At 55.3% G+C, this 20,363-nt stretch carries 22 protein-coding genes, 1 tRNA gene and 1 riboswitch; of the genes, 5 read left to right on the top strand and 18 right to left on the bottom strand.

The window, feature by feature from the left end; translation table 11 throughout:
• The first annotated feature begins 212 nt into the window (after nt 1–212).
• Nucleotides 213–2,330 (top strand): putative bifunctional diguanylate cyclase/phosphodiesterase, encoded by a 2,118-nt coding sequence (locus Q3Y58_RS13010; protein WP_319622553.1) that lies wholly within the window; start codon nt 213–215, stop codon nt 2,328–2,330.
• A 14-nt stretch (nt 2,331–2,344) separates the two neighbouring features.
• On the opposite strand, the gene Q3Y58_RS13015 is transcribed toward Q3Y58_RS13010, so the two are convergent.
• The 5 genes from Q3Y58_RS13015 to Q3Y58_RS13035 form a co-directional block, all read right to left on the bottom strand.
• On the bottom strand, nt 2,345–2,767 hold the full coding sequence (locus Q3Y58_RS13015) for an ACT domain-containing protein (RefSeq protein WP_319622554.1): 423 nt from the start codon (nt 2,765–2,767) through the stop codon (nt 2,345–2,347).
• Between the two features lie 23 nt (nt 2,768–2,790).
• The gene (locus Q3Y58_RS13020) at nt 2,791–3,237 is read right to left on the bottom strand and encodes a PaaI family thioesterase (protein WP_319622555.1); all 447 of its coding nucleotides are present in this window, start codon (nt 3,235–3,237) and stop codon (nt 2,791–2,793) included.
• A gap of 72 nt (nt 3,238–3,309) precedes the next feature.
• Complete coding sequence (gene mgtE / locus Q3Y58_RS13025) at nt 3,310–4,677, bottom strand: magnesium transporter (RefSeq protein WP_319622659.1); 1,368 nt, start codon at nt 4,675–4,677, stop codon at nt 3,310–3,312.
• A gap of 290 nt (nt 4,678–4,967) precedes the next feature.
• A tRNA-Leu gene (locus tag Q3Y58_RS13030) sits at nt 4,968–5,054 on the bottom strand.
• Between the two features lie 179 nt (nt 5,055–5,233).
• Nucleotides 5,234–5,500 carry a FliM/FliN family flagellar motor switch protein gene (locus Q3Y58_RS13035; RefSeq protein WP_274218819.1) on the bottom strand — a complete coding sequence of 89 codons (267 nt, stop codon included), beginning with the start codon at nt 5,498–5,500 and terminating at the stop codon, nt 5,234–5,236.
• Between the two features lie 129 nt (nt 5,501–5,629).
• Between Q3Y58_RS13035 and lipB the strand changes: the two genes are divergently transcribed.
• Nucleotides 5,630–6,376 (top strand): lipoyl(octanoyl) transferase LipB, encoded by a 747-nt coding sequence (gene lipB / locus Q3Y58_RS13040; RefSeq protein WP_319622556.1) that lies wholly within the window; start codon nt 5,630–5,632, stop codon nt 6,374–6,376.
• On the opposite strand, the gene Q3Y58_RS13045 is transcribed toward lipB, so the two are convergent.
• The 5 genes from Q3Y58_RS13045 to accC form a co-directional block, all read right to left on the bottom strand.
• Nucleotides 6,373–6,642: an acylphosphatase gene (locus Q3Y58_RS13045; protein ID WP_274218817.1), complete on the bottom strand. Its 270-nt coding sequence runs from the start codon at nt 6,640–6,642 to the stop codon at nt 6,373–6,375. The genes lipB and Q3Y58_RS13045 overlap by 4 nt on opposite strands.
• Nucleotides 6,643–6,732: 90 nt before the next feature.
• Nucleotides 6,733–7,632: a DMT family transporter gene (locus Q3Y58_RS13050; RefSeq protein ID WP_319622557.1), complete on the bottom strand. Its 900-nt coding sequence runs from the start codon at nt 7,630–7,632 to the stop codon at nt 6,733–6,735.
• Nucleotides 7,633–7,766: 134 nt separating this feature from the next.
• A riboswitch (FMN riboswitch) is annotated at nt 7,767–7,916 on the bottom strand.
• A gap of 103 nt (nt 7,917–8,019) precedes the next feature.
• Nucleotides 8,020–8,439, bottom strand: a complete 420-nt coding sequence (locus Q3Y58_RS13055; protein ID WP_319622558.1) for a gamma-glutamylcyclotransferase family protein — start codon at nt 8,437–8,439, stop codon at nt 8,020–8,022.
• A gap of 32 nt (nt 8,440–8,471) precedes the next feature.
• On the bottom strand, nt 8,472–9,119 hold the full coding sequence (locus tag Q3Y58_RS13060) for an HAD hydrolase-like protein (RefSeq protein ID WP_319622559.1): 648 nt from the start codon (nt 9,117–9,119) through the stop codon (nt 8,472–8,474).
• Between the two features lie 34 nt (nt 9,120–9,153).
• Nucleotides 9,154–11,169, bottom strand: a complete 2,016-nt coding sequence (accC, locus tag Q3Y58_RS13065; protein ID WP_319622560.1) for an acetyl-CoA carboxylase biotin carboxylase subunit — start codon at nt 11,167–11,169, stop codon at nt 9,154–9,156.
• Nucleotides 11,170–11,393: 224 nt separating this feature from the next.
• Here accC and folB point away from each other — a divergent pair, with 224 nt between their 5' ends.
• From folB to Q3Y58_RS13080, 3 genes are all read left to right on the top strand, one after another.
• On the top strand, nt 11,394–11,807 hold the full coding sequence (gene folB / locus Q3Y58_RS13070) for a dihydroneopterin aldolase (RefSeq protein ID WP_319622561.1): 414 nt from the start codon (nt 11,394–11,396) through the stop codon (nt 11,805–11,807).
• Between the two features lie 120 nt (nt 11,808–11,927).
• Nucleotides 11,928–12,230 (top strand): hypothetical protein, encoded by a 303-nt coding sequence (locus Q3Y58_RS13075; RefSeq protein ID WP_274218811.1) that lies wholly within the window; start codon nt 11,928–11,930, stop codon nt 12,228–12,230.
• Nucleotides 12,231–12,430: 200 nt separating this feature from the next.
• A complete protein-coding gene (locus Q3Y58_RS13080; RefSeq protein ID WP_319622562.1) occupies nt 12,431–12,733 on the top strand; it encodes a hypothetical protein in 303 nt (100 codons plus the stop codon).
• Nucleotides 12,734–12,776: 43 nt separating this feature from the next.
• Here the strand turns inward: Q3Y58_RS13080 and Q3Y58_RS13085 are convergent, their stop codons facing one another.
• From Q3Y58_RS13085 to crcB, 8 genes are all read right to left on the bottom strand, one after another.
• Complete coding sequence (locus tag Q3Y58_RS13085; protein ID WP_274218809.1) at nt 12,777–14,309, bottom strand: acyl-CoA carboxylase subunit beta; 1,533 nt, start codon at nt 14,307–14,309, stop codon at nt 12,777–12,779.
• Between the two features lie 184 nt (nt 14,310–14,493).
• Entirely contained in the window at nt 14,494–14,979 is a 486-nt protein-coding gene (bfr, locus tag Q3Y58_RS13090) for a bacterioferritin (protein WP_274218808.1), read from the bottom strand.
• 153 nt (nt 14,980–15,132) lie between these two features.
• Nucleotides 15,133–15,726, bottom strand: a complete 594-nt coding sequence (locus Q3Y58_RS13095; RefSeq protein ID WP_319622563.1) for a GDYXXLXY domain-containing protein — start codon at nt 15,724–15,726, stop codon at nt 15,133–15,135.
• Between the two features lie 3 nt (nt 15,727–15,729).
• Nucleotides 15,730–17,085 carry a DUF2157 domain-containing protein gene (locus Q3Y58_RS13100; RefSeq protein WP_319622564.1) on the bottom strand — a complete coding sequence of 452 codons (1,356 nt, stop codon included), beginning with the start codon at nt 17,083–17,085 and terminating at the stop codon, nt 15,730–15,732.
• A gap of 134 nt (nt 17,086–17,219) precedes the next feature.
• Nucleotides 17,220–18,020: an ATP12 family chaperone protein gene (locus tag Q3Y58_RS13105; protein WP_319622565.1), complete on the bottom strand. Its 801-nt coding sequence runs from the start codon at nt 18,018–18,020 to the stop codon at nt 17,220–17,222.
• Complete coding sequence (locus Q3Y58_RS13110) at nt 18,020–18,700, bottom strand: HAD-IA family hydrolase (protein WP_319622566.1); 681 nt, start codon at nt 18,698–18,700, stop codon at nt 18,020–18,022. The genes Q3Y58_RS13105 and Q3Y58_RS13110 overlap by 1 nt, the downstream gene beginning before the upstream one ends.
• A 47-nt stretch (nt 18,701–18,747) precedes the next feature.
• A complete protein-coding gene (locus Q3Y58_RS13115) occupies nt 18,748–19,749 on the bottom strand; it encodes an RluA family pseudouridine synthase (protein ID WP_319622567.1) in 1,002 nt (333 codons plus the stop codon).
• A gap of 197 nt (nt 19,750–19,946) precedes the next feature.
• Complete coding sequence (crcB, locus tag Q3Y58_RS13120) at nt 19,947–20,327, bottom strand: fluoride efflux transporter CrcB (protein ID WP_274218802.1); 381 nt, start codon at nt 20,325–20,327, stop codon at nt 19,947–19,949.
• Between the last annotated feature and the right edge of the window lie 36 nt (nt 20,328–20,363).

Raw genomic sequence — 20,363 nt, forward strand, 5'->3', positions numbered from 1 at the left:
CCCAATGCCCCTCCCCGTTTTCCAGCTCCTGTGCGACAAGCTGTCCTCGTGGATGCAGGAAAACGACAAGCTCTCGTTTGGTTATCTTTCGTTAAGCATGATCTAGCAAAGATCCGCCTATACCCGTTCACATCTGTAGAATTTGATAATTATTTTCGACGAAACTTTCTATGGGTAATGGGCATTTATAACTATTTGGGGCTGGCTTAATCGTGTCAGAAAGTTCGAAGGCTTCGGAACACTCCGAGGAGAAGGTGATTCAACCTGCCGCGTTTATGTCACGGCGGAAGCTTGGCACCTTGCCTCCTCTCGGGAAAATACCGCAAACCGATGCCCGGGTTCTGGCCAAGATCGAAATCCCTGTTTATGTACTCGACCTTGAAAATATTCGTATTACATGGGCAAACCGCGCTGGCCTCGACTTCATGAAGTTGGACAGCGACACCTTCAATCACCAAGAATCGCTTGCGCTCCCGGCCCCCTTTAGTGATCCGGCGCATATTCGCCGGCTGCGCAACTACCTTCTTGCAAACACGGAAGACGAGGAAAGAACCGAGTCCGTTACAGTTGTTATCGATGGCCAACCGACGAACATCACCTGTGCGGTCGACGAACAACCCTTTACCGACGGCCGCCTCGGCCTTTTGGTGCAGGTCACTTCCATCTCAAACACGGACGTCTCTCAGTTGCGCATCGCACAAGCGTTGCTGTTCACCAACTCCATGATATCCATGTATACGGAGAGTGGCGAACTCATCTATGAGAACCCGGTGAGCCGTTTGCACCGCCCCAAAAGCGCAGCCAATCTGCCAGACCGCTTTTGCAACGATCGTGACTATCACGCCATTCGCGAAGCGCTGCAAACCCGCCTTCAGACCAATCTGGTCTGCCTGATGAAGGCCGGTGAAGGCAATCGCTGGCATGATGTGACGGCACGGCGCGGACACGATCCGGTAACCGGCGAGCAAACCATCCTGATCAGCGCAATTGATGTTACCAAACGCCTCGAAGCGGAACACGAGGTACGTTACCTCGCCCATCACGATACGTTGACGGGCCTGCCCAACCGCACCTATCTCGAAATTGCCATCAATCGCCACCTCGATGAGGCCGAACTCAACGACGCCCAGGGGGCCATGCTTTTCGTTGATCTCGACCGCTTCAAGACCATCAATGACACCCTCGGCCATCTGGTCGGTGACGACCTACTCATTCAGGTTGCAAAACGGCTTGAGGCGATCGGAAAGGACCTGGGCTTTGTTGCCCGCCTTGGCGGTGACGAGTTTGTACTACTGCTCTCAAACTTCCCGGATCATGACCTGATTGAGGAAGTTGCCGAGCACATGCGCCAAGAACTCTCAAGACCGTATGTTGTCGGCGGGCACAATTTGCAAATTACCCTGTCTGTGGGCGTTGCACTCTATCCAGAGCATGGCCGCGACCTCGACACCTTGATGCGCAAAGCAGACCTTGCCATGTACCGCGCAAAGGATCTGGGGCGCGATCGATACTGTTTCTTCAATACCCGTATGGCAGAGGATGCTGAGGAGCGCCTGCGTGTAGAAAATGCGCTGCGCCATGCCATCAACAACGACGAGTTCGAACTTCACTATCAGCCCCGTCTCAATGCACAGAACAATCATATTACAGGGGCAGAAAGCCTGTTGCGCTGGCATCACCCATCACGCGGACTGATATCCGCTGGTGTGTTCATCGAAGTCGCAGAAGAAACCGGGCTGATCGATGCCATAGGCGAGTGGGTTGCAGAAAACGCCATGCGCCAGCAAAAAGCCTGGGAGGAACAGGGGTATCCGGTCACCTTGTCCATCAACCTCTCCCCAGCCCAGTTCAAACGTGAACCCCTGCCGGAAATACTCATTGATCTGGCCAACAAGCTCGACATCACCCCTTCCCGTGTGAAGTTCGAGATTACAGAAAGCTTGCTCCTCAAAGAGACCGCGACGACGCTGCATCAACTCACACAATTGCGCGATGCGGGTTTCCAACTGGAGATCGACGACTTTGGCACGGGCTACTCGAACCTGGGTTATCTGCAGCGATACCCCGTTTCGGCTCTGAAGATTGACCGCTCTTTCATCAGTGACCGAAAGCGGTGGCCGATCGTGCAAATGATTACCCAGATGGGACGCCTCTTGAACCTTTCAATCGTGGCGGAAGGCATTGAGACCCTTGAACAACTGGCACAGATCCGAACCGTTCACTGCCAAGAATACCAAGGCTTTCTGTATTCTCCAGCGGTCAGCGCAGACGAGTTTCTGCACCTCCTGAAACAGGATCGTCAGCAGCGGCGCACGGCCCGTCGCCTCTAACGGTAGCTTGCCAATCAATCTGCCTGATGCTTCAAGGACCGAATGGCTTCAAGCGCTTCTTCAGCACGCTCCTCGGGGACAAACACGTGGTCGTGGTAATACCCCGCCACCACATTTGCAGGTATTCCCTCAGCAGCAAGCGCATTGGCTATGGCGGCCGTAAGCCCAACGGCTTCCAATGAGGAATGGACAGATAGCGCAATATGCCGAAACACAGGCTCTGTAGGCGCCCCGGCGACGCCAGCCTGCTCAACAGTCAGGATGGCTGTGATTTCCTCACCCTCCTGAAAGGTGCCAATGGGATCGTATTGCGCCACCTCAGAGAGCGACAGCCTGGGGAAGCTGGCGAATACGAATCCATGAGGCTCCAGTGTGGCCTCCAGATGCTTCAGGATATCGCCAAGATCCCGCAGACCGCGGCTGGTGTTGATGCGCATTCCAATCTCCAAAAAGGTGCGGGCTAGAAGGTAAGCCCCTGCTTCCCGACCATTGTAAACAACCCAGTGGCAACATGCACCTCGCTGTTTGCATTCAGGCAATAAACGTCAGACTGAACAACTGTTAGCATTCGTCCGGGCTTCAACACCACTCCTCGCGCAATCAGCAAATCTCCTTCACCGGGATTGAGCAGGTTCAGCTTGAATTCAGCGGTCAGAACACCTGTATCCTCCGCCATGAGCGAAAGCGCTGACCAGCCTGCCGCCACATCCGCGATGCTGGATATGATGCCGCCATGAAAAAAGCCGTGTTGTTGCAACAGGCCACCCTGCTTTGGCAGTTCCAGAGCGACGGCTCCAGGCTTGATATCGGTGATGTTCGCCCCGATAAACTGCATCAAAGGCTGGCTGCGAAAGCTAAGCTCCACTCGCTCCCTCCAGCCTTCAAATCGCGGTGTAAAAACACTCATCACGCCCTCCCGAGGATGTCGGGAAGACCGTAGCAGGGGGCTTTAAGCCTGTCCCTTAGCCACTTGTCTGTGTCAGAACGGCAGACCGAACCACCACGCAGCCAGAAACAAGAAAGAGAAGAAGCCGACCACATCGGTAATCATGGTCACAAACACGGAGGACGCCAATGCAGGGTCCGCTCCAACCTGATTGAGCCCCATCGGTACCAGCAAGCCGAACAGGGCCGAACACACGGTATTCAGCAGCACTGCTGTAGCGATCACCATCCCGATCTCGGGGTTCGCAAACCAAATAGCAGCAATAATGCCAATCAAGATCCCGAGAACCACGCCATTGATAAGCCCTACGAGCAGCTCACGGCGCAACACACGGAACAGGTTTCTCTTGTTGAGGTCTTTGGTGGCAATTGCGCGCACCGTCACCGCCATGGTTTGGGTGCCGGAGTTCCCGCCCATGGAAGCCACAATCGGCATCAGGACGGCCAGCGCCACCATCATTTCAATGGTGGCCTCGAACATGGAAATAACGGTGGCCGCAAGAAGCGCCGTAAAGACGTTCACCACCAGCCATGTGATACGGGAACGCGCCGTTTCCAAAACATCGTCCGAGATTTCTTCATCACCCACACCGGCAAGACCCATCATGTCCTCCTGCGCTTCTTCCTGAATAACATCAACGATGTCATCCACGGTGATGATACCCACCAGACGGTCTGCTTCATCGGTTACAGCAAGAGAGACAAGATTGTAACGCTCGAACTTGCGCGCCACCTCTTCCTGGTCCTCATTGACCCGCACCAGATGTCGGGTCTCCTCCATGATCTTGGAGATCTTCTTGCTGCGCTTGGTGGCCAGCAGCCGATCCAAAGACACAGCACCCAAGAGCCGAAAGCCCGGATCGACAACATAAATTTCGTAGAAGCGCTCAGGCAGATCGCTTGAACCACGAATGTGGTCAATCACCTGCCCTACAGTCCAGAACGGCGGCAGGGCGATGAAATCGGTCTGGACCAAACGGCCCGCCGTATCCTCAGGGTACTCGAGTGCTCGGCGCAGCTGCGTGCTGTCAACATTGGGCAGTTCAGCAAGAATCTTGTCCTGCTCATCTTGCTCCATGTCTTCCAGAATGAAGACCGCATCATCGGACTCAAGCTCACCAATACCTTGCGCAACAGCTTCAGCTGGCAGATCTTCCAGAAGCTTTAGGCGAACCTGTTCATCGGTCTCCGTAAGCGCTGTGAAGTCGAACGCCTCTCCGAGCATTTCAACCAGCTTCACACGGTCATCTGGAGAGAGCGTCTCAATCAACTCACCCGCATCTGCTTCGTGCAAATCGCCGGCAAGGTTCTTGACCTGCGCGCCATCGTTCGCAGCAATGGCCTCTTCAACGGCCTTGACCCAAACGAGGTTCAAATGGCCATTGTCATCGCGAACTGGCATATCTGGGGCGCCTGTCTCAATCGCTTCTGCAAGATTATTTTCGACCAAGGGACCTCCAGACACCGGCGAATCCGGCCAGAGAGAGAAACTTCACTATGCGTTGGCTTATCTGCCCACAGAGCACAGAGCAACACCAAGTTGGCGTAGAGGCATTCCTAGCCACAGCTGTATTAAACGCTGGAACCATCAGGAATCCATAAAAACTTGGGAAAGGACACCGGATTTAGCTGCCAAGGTGTGCAGCCCTTGAAAAGCAAAAATCCCCGGCTCTTTTCAGAGCTCGGGGATTTTGGTGCGGCCGAGAAGACTCGAACTTCCACGGGTTTTACCCCACAGCGACCTCAACGCTGCGCGTCTACCAATTCCGCCACGGCCGCTAAACTGTGGCTCGGCGGGTCAGCGGTGCTGTCCTCGCCGTCGGTGAGCGGTGTATAGCCAACTGCTATGTACCGCGCAAGGGCTTCGTCATAAGATATTCACAACAAGCCATATTTTTTAGGAAATCAACGTTCCAGAGCCCGAGTTTTCCACCATAGGGCGCAATACCCTGCCCCTGCTATATGCGATCGTCCTCGCGCGCAGGGCGCACTTCTGGCCGTCTTTTCAATATCTTAGTGATTTTGATGCCGACTTTATCGCCCACAAGCGTCACCTGCCCTTTCGCAACCGGAATTTTGTTTGCCAGAACCTCGACTTCGTCCTCTTCTGTCGCATCCAGCTCAATCACGGCACCACGTCCCATACGCAAAAGCTGGTGAACCGGCATTTCAGAACGGCCCAACACAACAGAAATATCAACGGCGATCTTGTCAAAGGTGGTCATTCGCAAATTCCAAGCCTAAATGGTCGGTACACATCCTTCGTGCGCAACGCTTGCACCCTACTGGATTTTGCGGTTATTCGCCATTAAGGATTCCAGTTGTTCTCACAATCAAGAAGACAAGTCAGAGCCATGGTAGATCGGCAGACCCTAGCCACCAGTTTTCATCCAACCGTTGAAGCACCACCAGTAGAGTGGGTAATCGACGATGGTCTTGTGCCCTATGAGGTCGCAAGCGCTGAGATGGAGAGCCGTGTTGCTGCAATCGCAAAGGGTGAAGCCCGCGAACGTGTCTGGTTGTTGGAGCACCCGCCTCTTTACACAGCCGGCACCAGCGCGGAAGCGAAGGACTTGATATCCCCTGACCGCTTTCCCGTTTATGAGACGGGTCGCGGTGGCCAGTACACCTATCATGGACCAGGCCAGCGCGTTGCCTATGTCATGCTGGACCTCAAGCGGCGCACACAGGACGTGAGGGCCTTTGTGGCAGCACTGGAAGAATGGGTCATCTCATCGCTATGGGACTATCATGTGCGCGGCGAGCGCCGTGAAAATCGCGTCGGTGTTTGGGTGCAACGGCCAGAGAAAGGCGCAGGCGTTGAGGACAAGATTGCCGCCATCGGCATTCGTCTGCGCAAATGGGTTACGTTCCACGGCATCAGCTTCAACGTAGACCCGGATCTGGACCATTTCAGCGGTATCGTGCCCTGTGGCATCCAGCAGCACGGGGTGACCAGCCTTGTTGATCTTGGCCTGCCAGTCACCATGGAAGAGAACGACAGCGTTCTAAGGGCGCGGTTTGAGGCTGTGTTCGGGCCTGTAGAGCCCATAGGGGCAACGGGTTTGGCTGTTCCCTACAACTCCACCGAGACCGCTTAGAAAGCGATTCTAAACGGTCCATCTTGGGCCTCTCCAGGCCCAAGGCGTTCCACTTCATCAACGGATGAGAAGGTCGGCCCTTCAAGGGCCGCGGTCAGCAAGGCTTCCACCTTCTCGCGGGGGCCAGATACCTGCGCCTCCACACGACCGTCCTGCAGGTTGCGCACCCAGCCAGACAGGTCCAAACCGCGCGCCTTTTGCTGAAACCAGCGCCGGTAACCCACGCCTTGCACCCGTCCTGAAATCATCACATGAACGCTAAACATGAAGCGCCTCCCGCAGCTCTTCGGTGATTGTGCTCCGCTAGAAAACAAAAAGGCCTGCCGAGGGAGTTTAGGCAGGCCTTGTGGCTCTAATCAAGCATCTTGGGTCTTGCGTTCAGCGTTCACGATAAACAGTGAAGCGCCGATGATCATGGCCGCACCGAGCCACAGATTGCCGGGCGGCACCCAGCCAAACACCAGAAAACCGCAGAGCACATTGAGCGGCAACTTCAAGTGATCGAAGGGCTGCAGATATGCAGCATCGGCGCGGGCATAGGCCATGGCAAGTGTGCTGTTGGCAACCGCACCCAGCAGCCCCGCCGCAATCACCAGCCACCATGCGGTGTAAGAGGATGGGATTTCAAAACCCGCCCCTGCAGCCAGCGCCAAGTTGATAGGCGTCAGGAACAGCAGCAGATAAAGCGTTACGGATTGCGGGCTCTCATCTTCTTCCAACTTCTTCATGCAGAGGATGGATGCCCCCCAGAGCAATGCAGCACCGATTGGCAAAAGTGCGCCCCATTGAAACGCATCAGACCAAGGTGACAGAATGATCATTCCGCCAAAGAAACCCAGCGCTGTAGCCCCCCAGCGTGTCAGGCTCACCCCCTCTCGCAAGAAAAGCGCTGCACCAATGGTCACGAAGAACGGTGAGGTCATGAGCAGTGCAATGGCCTGCCAGATCGGCACAGGATAGGCAAGACTGGCAACCCACAGCTGAACGCCCAGCGCGGCCAGAACGACGCGAAGGACATGAAGGCCAAGTCGTTTCGTCTTGAGGCCGGAAAAGCCAATCCGCCAAACCACTGGAATCATCGCAACAAGAGAGATGAAGTATTGCCAGAACGTGGCACTTGGCGAGGCCAGCCCAAGGTTCATGGTAAGGAACTGCATGGCAGTGTTGGACAGAGCGAAGGCTGAACCCGCCAGAACCATCCAGAACGCGCCGGAAATGGCGCTTTTGCTTTGTGCAGCCATAGAAGCGTTGGTCATGGCAACGCCCTCGCCCACACGGGGAAGAAAAACAAGTTGTATCTCATGCTCTCTGATCCAATAGGCCCTTACGGGCAGCCCGAAATTGAATCAGGGCCTCATTCAGCACGAATAACAAAGGAATGCCCTCATGCTGAGTTTCTCTTTCATCCGGACTATGACCGTCGGTTCCGGGATCTCACCGGATCTGCTGACCCTCAACTTGTAAAGCAGAGGCGCTCGCGGACTAGGAGCAGCAGCCCATTACCGCCGGTGGGGACTTCCACCCCGCCCTGAGAATGGCAATGGACTCACAAGGTCATGAATCGCATCACACTCCAGCATCTCTACCAGTAGAAAATCAGTAGCGCGAGTGCTTTTTTAGTATCACTGAAAACGTCCTGCAGCTCACAGGCCCCATTTTTTCAGCTCATCAATGTACTGGGCTGGAAACTTCCAATGCTCGGCTGCTGGCACAATTTTGTCCCAAGCTTTGGCGTGAGGCTTGCCCGTTCGGCTGGTCTTGCCAAAGTAAACAATGGCGTTTCGTGTGATGTTGCCACAACGAACCGGCAGCAGAACCTTGTCCTGGGCGCGGCGAAACAGGGCCTCGGCACTGTCGACCACTGTCACATGCGCAATACGCAAGTCCCACAAGACGCCATGTACACGCTTTCCCGGTGCCTGCACCATTGAGTGGGTTCCTTCTGAAGTAATGATGAAGCGATACCCATCCATAAACGCAGGACCAAGGCACTTGGCGCCAGGGCACCGCGTTTCCATTTCATCTGGATGCATCATGCGTCCATAGGCAAAATAAACTGCCATTCGTTTCTCCAAAAACTGAAAGCCAAATGACCTTAGGCGACCGCGAGTGCGTCCCCGAGTTGGACTGGTGTCTCGACGATCTGCCACGGCTTGTGCATTTCCAGCTCTTCACGAGAGCCGTGACCCCACATCACAGCGACGCTGCGCACTCCGTTTTCGCGAGCGGCAATCAGGTCATGCATGCGGTCACCAATCATCACTGCGCCGTTCGGGTCAACACTCTGCTGATCCAAAAGGTGGGCAAGCAACTCCACCTTGCCTTCAAACCGGCCATCCGCCTCACTGCCATAGACCTTGGAAAAGAACGGTGCGAGCTTGAAATGCTCAAGGACCTGCTCAGCCACAGGGCGCAGCTTGGAGGTGCATACAAAAAGCTCGTGCCCGGCGTTTCGAAGTGTGGTCAGCAGCTCTGGAATACCGTCATAGACGTAGTTCTCAAAGAGCCCCACCTTCGCATAGCGCTCTCGGTAAAGCCGAACAGCCTCATCAATAACAGCTTTCTCGGCTGTATTCAGAAGGATCTCAAAGCTCTTCCCAAGCGGCGGGCCAATGGTGAAGCGCAGCTCATCGGCCTCGGGAACAGGCGCCCCAAGGCCTTTCAAAGCATATTGCACGCTGGAAGTAATGCCGACAAACGGCTCGGTCAAAGTCCCATCAAGGTCGAAAAGAAACGTAGGCACAGCACCCTTTCGTGAGGTGCCGCCCACACCTCGATCATTCAAATTCCATGATGACCGCATCCACAGCGAGGCTGTCTCCCGGAGCGGCCTTGATTGCACTTACCACACAATCTCTTTCCGCGCGAAGGACGTTTTCCATTTTCATCGCCTCAACAATGGCGAGCTGATCACCCGCCTCAACCTTTTGTCCCTCCGCTACATTAATGGAAACAACAAGGCCAGGCATCGGACACAGAAGGAGTTTGGAGGTATCCGGTGCGACCTTCTCCGGCATCAATGCATCCAGCTCCGCCACACGCGGGGGCAGCACCTGCAACACAGCGGAGTACCCTGCCCAATCAAGCCGATAGCCATTCAGGACCGGGCGCACCTGCACCGAGATGTCCTCGTTGCCATAGCGCCCTCTCCAAATCAGGTCACCCGGAGCCCACTGCGAACGCACCGTACGCACGTCCCCATCCGCGCCAACACTCACATCCATATGAATTGGCGTTGCAGGCAACCCGTCATGAAGCTCTACGGGAACAGGAGTGCCGTCCACTTTGACCACCCAATGTGGACGTGTATGACCGGAATGAGGGCGCAAGCGCCCTGGCAGGTGATCCAAGCGTTCACGCTCGATCAGATGCATGGAGAGCGCGACGGAAGCCAGCACATTGCGGGCTTTTTCATCCACCTCTGTGACAGCAAATCCATCGGGGTATTCGTCTGCAATAAAGCTGGTCGAAAGCTCCCCGGAACGCCAACGCTCATGCTTCATCAACGAAGCAAGGAACGGCACATTGTGTTGAATGCCATCGACGAGAAATTCATCGAGCGCGCTGCTCATGGCTTCAATAGCTTGATCGCGGGTTGGAGCATGGGTCACCAGCTTGGCGATCATCGGATCATAAAACATGGTGATCTCTGACCCTTCCACCACACCGGTGTCATTCCGAATGATCACATCACCAAAGGTGCCTTCCTGTGGAGGGCGATAACGCGTCAGCCGACCGATAGACGGCAAGAACTTCCGAAACGGATCTTCAGCATAGATGCGGCTTTCAACGGCCCAACCGTTCAGCTTCACGTCTTCCTGCGAGATCTCCAGCTTCTCTCCAGCCGCCACCCGGATCATCTGCTCAACCAGATCAACCCCGGTGATCAGCTCGGTCACTGGGTGTTCCACCTGAAGGCGGGTGTTCATTTCAAGAAAGTAGAAGCTCTTGTCTTGCCCGGCAACGAACTCAACCGTTCCCGCACTGTCATAGTCCACGGCCTTGGCCAGCGCCACAGCCTGCTCCCCCATCTTCCGACGGGTCTCCTCATCCAGCAGCGGGGACGGCGCTTCTTCAATCACCTTCTGATTCCGGCGTTGAATGGAGCATTCGCGTTCGCCAAGATAAATGACGTTGCCGTGCTTGTCGCCGAGGACCTGAATTTCAATATGGCGCGGGTTCTCAATGAACTTTTCTATGAAGATACGATCATCTCCAAAGGAACTCGCTGCCTCCGACTTGGCACGGGAAAAACCTTCCGCCGCTTCTTCTTCGCTCCAGGCAATTCGCATGCCTTTGCCACCACCACCGGCGGAGGCCTTGATCATCACCGGAAACCCGATTTCCGCAGCAATGCGCACCGCATCCTCTGGTGTTTCAATCAGGCCCATGTTGCCCGGCACGGTGGAGACGCCCGCATCAGCTGCAAACTTTTTGGAGGTAATCTTGTCTCCCATCGCCTCGATGGCTCGCGGATTGGGGCCTATGAAGGTGATCCCTGCCTCCTTCAGCGCCGCAGCAAAGGCTGCCCGCTCAGAGAGAAAACCGTAACCCGGATGCACCGCTTGCGCGCCAGTCTGACGACAGGCTGCAATGATCTTATCAGCCACGAGATAGGAGTCGGCCGCGGGCGCCGGACCGATGTGAACGGCTTCGTCTGCCAGCTCCACATGCAGTGCGTCCTTATCCGCCTCAGAAAAAACAGCCACCGTCTTGATGCCCATGGCCTTGGCAGACCGGATCACCCGGCAAGCAATTTCACCTCGGTTAGCGATGAGAATTTTTGAGAACATTCGGCCTATTCCCCCCAGGAGCTCGTTGTATTCCCCCCAAAACTTAAAGGGGTTTGTATGCGGGGATTTACATAAGTTCAACCTCACAAAAGGACTGAGATGCCCGACCGTTATCAAGGTGTTTTGCTAGGTCCGAATACTTTGAAAAGACGCTCCCGTTTTCCGTAAGAATGCGCTAGACCTGCTGCCAACCACGCCGAACACCTTGTGAAAGGAAACTGTCAATGGACGCTATTCATCTTGAAGGTCTCTCCTTCTTCGCCTTTCACGGCCTTTATGAAGAAGAAGCAAAACTCGGACAGCGCTTTGTTGTGGATCTGACCTGCTGGGCAGACCTGACAGCCGCTTCCATGAGCGATCAGTACGAAGACACCATCTGCTACGGCACACTAGCAAAAACCGTTGAACAGGTCGTCACTCAGACCCGCTTCAATCTGATTGAAAGGCTCGCCGGGGCTGTGTGCGAGGCGGTGCTTGAACAAGACCTGCGCATCGCGCGCGTTCGGGTTCGGGTGAGCAAACCAAGCGCACCAGTGCCGGTGCACGCTGGCAGTTTTTCTGTCGAAATTACCCGTGATCGGATCAACAATCCCAGCTCCGCGCCCCTTCCCGGCATGCGCCAGCTTACCAGTGATTGAAGCCTGCGATCAGTGATTGCAAACACAGACATCTGCCACATTTAGGGTTAGGATCGATCCTCAATTGAGGCGTGGGGCTGAAGGCCGCACGCTCGCCCTTAGTCCATGAAGGGAGAACCTATGCCCAAAGCACTCACTCTCTTGTCGTCCCTGCTGCTTGTTTTAGCGCTCACATCCGCAGCCGCCCAGGCACGACCGGACGTGCGCACCATGACCTGTCAGCAAGCCAAGGACCTTGTGCAGCAAAAAGGGGCTATTGTCCTGTCAACGACAGCTCACAACTACGATCGCTATGTTGCCCATCGAGGGTACTGTTCATTTGATGAAGTAACCCAGCCACAATGGGTTAAAACCAAAGACGTTGAAAAGTGCCGGATTGGCTCAATCTGCGTGCGCCCCTTCGAATGGGGCGTATTCAACTGATCATTGAGGGGGCCGCTTGGCCCCTTTCATTTTGGGTGACTATTTAAAAATCCGACCTTCGTGCTCACGGCAACTTGAGCCCCCGGATTTAGCAAAGAGTGACTTGGCGGCATCACGCTCTATTCTTCAGCAATATCCCGAGCGTCCTCATGTGAGGCTACACCGGCTCGTGGTCAGTTTTGCGGATGAAGGAAGAATAGATGTCAGCAACACACGCCCTCCTATCCATTCTCATGCTTGTTGTGACGGTCAGCGCGGCCTCAGCCCAAGCTCGGCCAGACACGCGCACGATGACCTGCGAGCAGGCACGCAACCTGGTCAAACAACGCGGCGCGGTGGTTCTGACAACCGGTGCCAGAACCTTTGATCGCTTTGTAGTGGATCGCCGGTTTTGCCAGCGAGACGAAGCCATCCGCTCAGAATGGGTTCAAACCAAAGACATCAAGCAATGCCGAATAGGCTACACCTGCGTTCGTCCCTACGATTTTGGGATCTTCGACTAAAAAAGGGGCCAAACGGCCCCTTCTCACTCGGCGGCTCCTGCGGCTAGAGCGGTATATTGTCGTGCTTTCTCCAAGGCATTTCTTGCACCTTGTTGCGCAGCATTGCCAAGGCGCGTGAAATCCGCATCCGCGTTGCATGCGGCTTGATCACCTCATCAATGTAACCCCGTTCTGCCGCAACAAACGGGTTTGCGAACCGGTCCTCGTAGTCCTTGGTGCGTGCGGCAATCTTGTCTTTGTCGCCCAGCTCGGAGCGGTACAAAATCTCTACTGCGCCCTTGGCTCCCATCACCGCAATCTCCGCAGAGGGCCAAGCGTAATTCACATCGCCGCGCACGTGCTTGGAGCTCATTACGTCATAAGCCCCCCCATACGCTTTTCGCGTAATGACAGTGATTTTCGGTACGGTCGCCTCTCCGTATGCGAACAGCAGCTTGGCACCATGCTTGATAAGACCGCCATACTCCTGCGCCGTGCCTGGCAGAAAGCCCGGAACGTCCACGAAGGTCACAATTGGGATACCGAAACAATCGCAGAAGCGAACGAACCGGGCTGCCTTGCGGCTGGCGTCGCTGTCCAGCACCCCAGCCAACACCATTGGCTGATTGGCAACGAAACCCACAGTGCGGCCCTCCACTCTGCCGAAACCCACGATGATGTTCTTGGCAAAGCTCTCCTGAATCTCAAAGAAATCACCCTCATCGACGGTTTTCAGGATCAGCTCCTTCATGTCATAGGGCTTGTTTGGGTTATCAGGAATGAGACTGTCGAGGCTCATGTCGAGCCGCGCCGGATCATCATAGACGTCCAACTCAGGCAAAGGTGCCTGATTGTTCATGGGGAGGAAATCCACAACGCGGCGGATTTGAAGAAGGGCTTCCACGTCGTTGTCATAGGCCCCATCTGCAATAGACGATTTTGTGGTGTGGATCGATGCTCCGCCCAGCTCTTCAGCTGTCACCGTCTCGTTGGTCACGGTCTTCACCACATCTGGGCCCGTCACGAACATGTAGGAGGTGTCACGCACCATGAAGATGAAGTCGGTCATGGCCGGGCTGTAAACGTCTCCACCCGCACAAGGCCCCATGATCACGGAGATCTGCGGAATAACGCCTGATGCACGCACATTGCGCCAGAATACCTCGCCATAACCGCCCAGCGCCGCGACACCTTCTTGAATGCGCGCGCCTCCGGCATCAAAGATCCCGATGATGGGCGCGCGGTTCTGCAACGCCATATCCTGTATCTTCATGATCTTTTGCGCGTGGGTTTCGGAAAGCGACCCGCCAAATACGGTAAAGTCCTTGGAAAACAGGTAAACCGTGCGGCCGTTGATGGTGCCGCAGCCAATCACCACACCATCGCCGGGTATGTGGGCCTCATCCATACCGAAATCGGTACAGCGATGCTGCACGAACATGTCGTATTCCTCAAAGGAGCCTTCGTCCAAAAGCACCTCGATACGCTCACGTGCGGTCAGCTTGCCTCTTGCATGCTGAGCATCAATGCGGCGCTGTCCTCCTCCCAGAGCAGCTTCGGCCCGACGCTTCTCAAGTTCAGCAAGTACTTCTTTCATCTCTCCACCCAGCTCCCAGAAATATCTGAGAGTGAGTAGCACGTAATAAGTGGAAGTATCTAGTTGTTCATTTGTTCAACGCGTATTGACGCAGGGTCCAGCACCCGCGTCCAGAACAACAGAGCCCACATGCAAAAAGGCGCCCCGGAAGGCGCCTCTCGTCACTCGCTGCAGTAAAGCGGGCTTACTCGGCTGTGTCAGCCGAACCGGAATTGAGCTTGATGTAGTTCTCAATGCCCAGCTTCTCGATCAGGTCGAACTGTGTCTCCAGAAAATCGCAGTGACCTTCTTCGTCAGCCAGAATTTCCTCGAACAGGCGCATGGTCACGTAGTCGCCTTCCTCTTCACAGATACGGCGGGACTCGCTGTAGTAAGCCACAGCCTCCTTCTCGCCAATCAGGTCACCTTCCAGCATTTCGCGAACGGTTGAACCGCTGTGAATTTTACCGATCTCTTGGACATTGGGCGTGCCACCCAGGAAGATGATCCGGTCAAGATAGCGTTCTGCGTGCTCACGCTCTTCGATGGACTCTTCCATTTCCTTGGCTGCGAGTTTCGTCACACCCATGTCTTCCAGAAGCTTGCTGTGAAGCAGGTATTGGTTGATTGCACCGAGTTCCATCTGCAACGCCGTATTCAGGCGCTCAATAACCTTTGGATTGTTCTTCATCGAATGTCCTTCGCATATTTCCGGCAGATAATTGAGGCTGCGCCCCTCGGGGCGAGATGTGCCAGAGACGTTATGGATGTGGTCACGGGCTGTCTAGGATTCAAATCATCGCAGTTTAGCGGACTGGTTTTCTACACAGGAAACTGGGCAACCTCACAAACCGGCATCTTTCACAAGTTCTTTTCCGTTATGAAGCAGTTGGTACGCGACACTGTCACCCTCCGGATCAACCAGTGCGACAAGTTGCACCTCATCTGCCGGGAGATCTTCAATCATCAGTCCTTTTCCTTCAGGCACATAAAAAGCATCGAGCCCATAGTCCACCCCAAGCGTCGTGAGCTTTTCAGAACTGAAACTACGGCTCTTCACCCGACCTTTAAGCCAGATGAGCCCTGCCTCGCCCTCAGCCCGATCAGAGATCACGCGCATCAGTTTGGCAGGCTTTCCCTCAGCCTGCGGCTCCAAGCCAACCCATAAGGTATCCGCGTTTTCAAACCGTGACAGGTCATCCTGTCGGCTCTCAGGCAAATCTTCAGAGGAAATGCGTGTCAGAGCAAGGTTCAAAATCACGTAGTCACCGCGCAGAAGATCTCGCGGATCAATGGGCCTGAGTTCAAGAACCACAGGCTCTCCTGACCAATGGGTTTGAAGCCGATCGAACAGAGGCAGCAACACCAAAACGACAAGAACAACGGCCAAGGCGCCAAAGCGCAGAGCGTCAAGCACAAAAGAGCTTTGTTTGTTCATGGCTCAAGCCCCCTTCTCAGCCAGATCGGTTGCGCGCCGCCGGCGCAGAAAGCGCGCGGTTCCGATGCCCACAACGATCAAGATCACACCGCAGATGAAGAAGAACAACGACTGCCCCAACAAGTCACCAATGGTTTCATAAAGCAGCCACAGGCTGTTGCCACACAGCGCAGCAATGCCGAGCAGAAGCCATCCAACACGATCTTGCGTTACGCCTCTGAGCACAACCAAAAGCCCGGCGGTCAATGAAAACACCGATGCAAACACGAGGGCAAACGGCAGACCAGGCGCAAGAACACTGGCCATCACTAGTGCCGTTATTGCTGTAGGCAACGCAAACACCGAAGAGACCCGCACAGACAAAACAAGACCAGCCACGAGTCCAACAAGCGCAATGAGGGCTGGCACAAGCAGTTGCGGTGTCATGACTGTGAGCTCGGCATAACTCCACATGTGCTCCAGCAGGCCCTCACGTGGCATGTTCATCTCCGATACGAGGCTGTCACCAACAACCAGCATACGGAAAAACAGAACAAACAGAGCAAGGATAAGTCCTGCGCTTTGGAGGCTCATTCCTGACAGCCACAGGCTTTGCTGCCACCGCACGCGGTCCTGCGCCCACCAGGTGCCAATCATGCCCACCATCAACAGACAGGCTGCGAGCAACACGGTTCCTTCAAAGGCAAAGACCATCTGCTCGCGAGGGAGTTGCGCCACCCAGCGGTAGTAAAGTGCGAAACCATAGAAGATGACAAACCAGCGCCCGACAAGATTAGGTTTCCAGAGCACGTGTCCAATCGCCAATGGCAGCGCTGCTGTTGCCAACCAGCCAATCCAAACAGCAGGCTGCTCATGAAACTGCAGTGTGAAAAGCGCGACCAGCGCGACCAAGAGCGCCATTCGGCTGCCCCCAAGGAACGCAGCAGCCAACGCACCCAGCGCGCCAAGAGCCAGCCCACCGGGCCAATCTTGCGGCAGATTGTAGATCTGACCAACCAGTGCCAACCCGCTGAAGAAGATCAATGAAGCCACCAGACAAAGGATATCGGAGAGCAGATCCCATCCTTTGCGTTTGCAGGCAAAAGCCCCACCAACGCTGACAACCAACAAGGACAGCATGCCGATCAGCTTCACCATTCTCGGGATAACTTCCCAGTTGGCAGCAATGAAGGCAGCGACAGCCAGCGCCAGCGCCAGCAATCCCACGCCTGTGATGACCATGGGCAAGAGATGGGAGCGAGAGGCGCGTTCACGCACGTCCTTCAAGATTGCGCGCGCCTGCTCGTCGTTGACCCAGCCTTCCTGCTGCCAACGGGGCAGATCGCGCTCAAGCCTCTGCTTGTAAAGTGCTTCTAACATGCCTCTCCATCAAACTTGGTGTTATGCCTTTGGAATGCTCTATGCACGTAGTTTGCTTGCATGTGCCTTACCGAGAAAACAGAAAAGCGCAGCCGAAGCCGCGCTTTTAAAGGGTAGATTACTTTTTTGCAGCCCTAGGCTTCAACCTGTACTTCTGGCTTGTTCAGAATAAGGCAAGCAGCTGAAAACTCTTCATTTTTGAAGCGACGAACACGAGCGGCCTCACTGTCCTGCCCCCACTGTTCGATGTTCCAGTCTTCATCGATGTGAGCAAACTTCCAGATCTCGTCTTCACTGAAAGCCCCGTGGGCTGCTGCAAGCGCCAGCAACGCAGAGCCACTGATGCTGGTGATTGTGTGAATGGCAGAAAGTTCCAGCGGTGTGAACTGGTTGAGCCCCTCGCGAATATTCGCAGTAACCGTTTCATCCTGCTGCTGATGAATCAGGCCAGTGGTCAGCTTGAACTGCCCCTCAAACATCTCCTCACCCCAAGCCACAACCGGGTCCCACGCTTCGCTCTGGCGCTTCACCAATTCCTGTGGAGCTTCGGCGCGGTAGAACAGGTAGTCGTTGCCGGAATAACGTGCCACGTCATCCGCCACTTCGGAGAACCGGTCAGCCACAGCATCGATGGCAGAGTGGGCAATACGGGTCAGTGGCATGGTGATCGGGTCGATATTTTCTTCCTGAATCTCCCATTCAGCGGCCACCGCCTCGGCAAGATACTCTTCGTCAAACATCAGCTGTTTGCGGCTTGGCGTCTTCACGGAGCGGCCATCCAGAAGAACGGCATAGCCCCCTTTAACCGCTTCTACGCGAACCTGCTCATAAAAGCGCTTGGGCAACTCCCGACGAGACAGCTGTTTGGCTCTCTCGATCGGATCTGCAGGCCCCTTGGCAATATCTTCTGCAATCTGTTCGAAGATGTCCCGCATCAAGCAATTTCCTTCTTCCAGCCCAGCACTTCATCAAGCGCCGGAAGCAACTGTGGAAATGCGTCAATCACACGGCGCGCCCCAGCCCGCTCCAGTTCACGCGGGACATGATAGCCCCAGCTAACGCCAATGGCGTGAACCCGGGCATTGCGCGCCATTTCCATGTCAAATGACGTATCCCCAATCATAACGGTGCGCTCTGGTTGCGCGCCCGTTTCACTCATGGCCTGCATCAGCATGCCAGGATGAGGTTTGGACGGTGCTTTGTCTGCCGTCTGCACGGTTATGAACTTGCCGTGAAGGTCGTGTACCTCAACCATGTGCGCCACGCCTCGGGAATGCTTGCCCGTGGCAATACCCAGAAGAACATCCTCGCGGGCGCTCAAGGCATCCAACACCTCACGGGTACCCGGATAGAGTGGGTCATGATCAAACCCGCCTTCTCGCCGCGCGATCTTTGAGGTTCTGTATGCGTCACACATTGTAGGGACCAGATGTGCGTTCTCCTCACCAACCAGATGCAGGAAAGCCGGTTCCAGTGACAGGCCCACGATGGACAATGCGGTATGACGATCCGGCATTGGCAAACCTACTGCTTCAAAGCCCACTTCCAAGCCATGGATGATGGTGTGCTGGCTGTCCACCAGCGTGCCGTCACAGTCAAAAACCACAAGATACATTGGCGTTGAGGTCCCTTCACAAAACCAAGAGCGGAGTGGGCCAGACCTTATTCAGGCTCGGCGATCTCCGGGTCGTATTCTTTCACATCGAACCCAAGAAGGTTCCATGTCTGCTGCATGTGCGGCGGCAAGGGAGCCGACACATCAATCATCCCCGTGCCAGAAGGATGTGGAATGACAATTCGCCGTGCAAGCAAGTGCAACTTGTTCTGAATCCCGCCCGGCAGGTCCCAGTTCATGATGTTGAAGTATTTGCTGTCGCCGATAATCGGATGCCGGATATGGGCAGTATGTGCACGCAACTGGTGCGTACGGCCGGTAACTGGCTTCAGGGTAACCCATGACAGCTTCTGACCAGACTGTTCTACCACGTTGTAAAGGCTCACCGCGTGCTGCGCCTCGTCCTCGCCGTGGCGAGCAATGCGCATCCGCTCATCTTCCTCACTTCGCACCAAATAGGTCGAAATGCGGCCCTGACGCGGCTTGGGAATGCCAGCTACAATTGCCCAGTAGATCTTCCGGGTATTGCGGTGACGGAAAGACTTGGTCAGCTCCTGCGCTGCCTTGCGCGTCTTGGCCACCAGCAGGATACCCGAGGTCTCGCGGTCAAGGCGGTGCACCAGCTTGGGCTTATTGCCTTTTTGATCGGTGAAAGCTTCAAGCATGCCGTCCAGATGGCGACTAAGGCCCGAGCCGCCCTGCACGGCAAGACCGGCTGGCTTGTTCAGAACCATCACATCCTTGTCTTCATAGAGCATCATCTGCTCGATGGCGGCGCGATCGTCTTCAACCAGTTTGCTTGAACGCGGCTTGGCGTTCTTGCGGTCATCTGCCTGCACTTCCACGGAAATCGGCGGTATGCGGATCATCTGCCCGGATTCAATGCGCGTGGAACTTTCGGCACGCTTGCCATCCACCCGCACCTGACCGGTGCGCAACAGCTTTTGCAAACGGCCAAACCCAAGATCTGGATAGTGGGTCTTGAACCAGCGGTCGAGCCGCATGCCGTCTTCGTCTCTATCGACTTTTTTTGTTTGAATGCCACTCATGGGCTGGAATTCCGATTATATCGCTAAGCAGGCCGGTCAGCTAAACAGCGAGGCCACGCTTGCTCTGTTGGTTTGGTTGGCTTCCATGTGACAGCCCAAGCCTCCGAATGCAAGAGCTAGCTCTGAAAACCCGGTAAAAACTGCGATGTGCCTTGGTCTATGATGCATCTGGGAAACAGATCAGACGGCACGAGGGCTCAGGCCAGCACCTGCCGCGCCAGAGCCAAGCCACCAAACAATGCCGAGATCGACAGGATGACAGAGGCCAATGCATAAGCAAAAGCCAGCCATGGCTCTCCCCGTTCCCAGATCACGGCCACATCCAAAGAGAAGCTGGAGAAAGTTGTAAAGCCGCCAAGGAACCCGGTCGCCACCAGCAAGCGGAGTTCCGTCGATGCGTTCAGCTTTTGTGCCAGAACTTCAATGAACACGCCCATCAGAAGCGAACCTAAGATATTGCAGGTAAACGTCCCCCATGGGAAACCAGCTCCCATGAGACGAAGACCGGCCAAGGTCATGAGATGTCGACAAACAGCACCCGCGCCGCCCCCGAGGGCAACAAGGACAAGGTTTTTCATGAGGCTTCCACTCTTTAGGAACGTTGGTTGGCTGTC

The sequence above is a fragment of the Nesiotobacter zosterae genome, assembly GCF_033843645.1.
GTDB lineage: Bacteria > Pseudomonadota > Alphaproteobacteria > Rhizobiales > Stappiaceae > Pseudovibrio > Pseudovibrio zosterae.